This is a genomic window from Enterobacter sp. SECR19-1250 (genome assembly GCF_013391025.1).
GTDB lineage: Bacteria > Pseudomonadota > Gammaproteobacteria > Enterobacterales > Enterobacteriaceae > Enterobacter > Enterobacter cloacae.
In genome coordinates, this window is record NZ_JACASJ010000264.1 from 1 (window position 1) to 1217 (window position 1217).

Below are 1217 nucleotides of genomic sequence, written 5' to 3' on the forward strand. Positions count from 1 at the left end.
AACTTGTCGTCAAAATCGGTGTTGCAAAAACGGGAGTGACCATAGATTCCGTTTTACCAGATTGTCAGGTTTAATAATCTGCAGCCAGGCAACGCGTCCCAGTAAAAATGCCAGGCTGCAAAAAATAGCAAAACAGAGCAGAGCAAAACGTGCCGGGGTGAAACTGCCGGCACTCGGTATTATTTTCTTCTTCACCTGAACCCCAGGGCTGTTGAACAACGCCCTGATTTAACGGGAAAAGCCGCTGTGGAGGGGGGAAAACAGTGCTAATAATCTCGTAGCTTTGCAACAAGGTACTAACAGAGACAGGGATGGTAATATTTTGAAAGATAAGGCATATAAAAAAGCCCCGCGTTTGCGAGGCTTTATGTCTGAGATTGAAGTGCTACGCGCTTCAGTCAGCAGCGGTTCGATCAGATAGCAGTTACGTTAACTGCAGCTGGGCCTTTCTGGCCGTCCTGAATTTCGAACTCAACGTTCTGGCCTTCAGCCAGAGTTTTGAAGCCGTTACCCTGGATTGCAGAGAAGTGTACGAACACATCTTTGCTGCCGTCAGCAGGAGTAATGAAACCAAAACCTTTAGACTCGTTGAACCACTTAACTTGACCTTTAATCTTTGCCATTTGCAAAATTCCTTAGAGTGTTTTCTTAGCCCGCAGGCATTGACTGAGATAAAACTGAGACATTACTGCTTGAGGCACTAATATAAGGTTCGGCAGAGAAGCGGTATTCAACGACAACGTGTTTACTCAGGACTTCTTTACTGAAAATGCCACACATAAACAGAACTGTACCTCGTTTGACCCAAAACGTGTTATTACACACTATGTTTAATATGGCAAGCCATTTTTAAACATGTCTCGATCCGCCGCACAAATTCGAACACAGCCTGTAAGGATTTGCACATTTATGCTTACCGCATACAAACCAGTCCTCGTCCTTATACAGACTCAACGTCGCTTTCACACCCGCTGTAATCAAAGACTTTTTTAACATAGCTCAATCATTACAATGCGTCCAGCAACCCACGAAAGAAAGCCGGAAACAGTGATTGATTTAGAACATTTTGTGAAAAGTTATGCTCAAATCATTGTAACGCAACTGTATTGTTACAAAGAAAATACACAGCTAATAAGCCCGGCCAAACTGTGTTAAAAATCACGGTGATGCTGCCAACTTACTGATTTAGTGTATGATGGTGTTTTTGAGGTGCTCCA

2 protein-coding genes and 1 pseudogene are annotated in these 1217 nt (G+C 43.5%); 1 reads left to right on the forward strand and 2 read right to left on the reverse strand.

What is annotated here, in order from left to right; translation table 11 throughout:
* A partial coding sequence (locus tag HX884_RS27085; protein WP_218620154.1) for a hypothetical protein occupies positions 1-199 on the forward strand: 199 nt, incomplete at its 5' end.
* A gap of 214 nt (positions 200-413) precedes the next feature.
* Here HX884_RS27085 and cspE read toward each other — a convergent pair.
* Entirely contained in the window at positions 414-623 is a 210-nt protein-coding gene (gene cspE, locus HX884_RS26485; protein ID WP_001062678.1) for a transcription antiterminator/RNA stability regulator CspE, read from the reverse strand.
* A 12-nt stretch (positions 624-635) separates the two neighbouring features.
* Positions 636-780: pseudogene (locus HX884_RS26490) on the reverse strand (DUF2627 domain-containing protein).
* Positions 781-1217 lie beyond the last annotated feature (437 nt).

Excerpts from the sequence above, each read along its gene's own strand:
- cspE (WP_001062678.1), bottom strand. The coding sequence starts at position 623 with ATGGCAAAGATTAAAGGTCAAGTTAAGTGGTTCAACGAGTCTAAAGGT.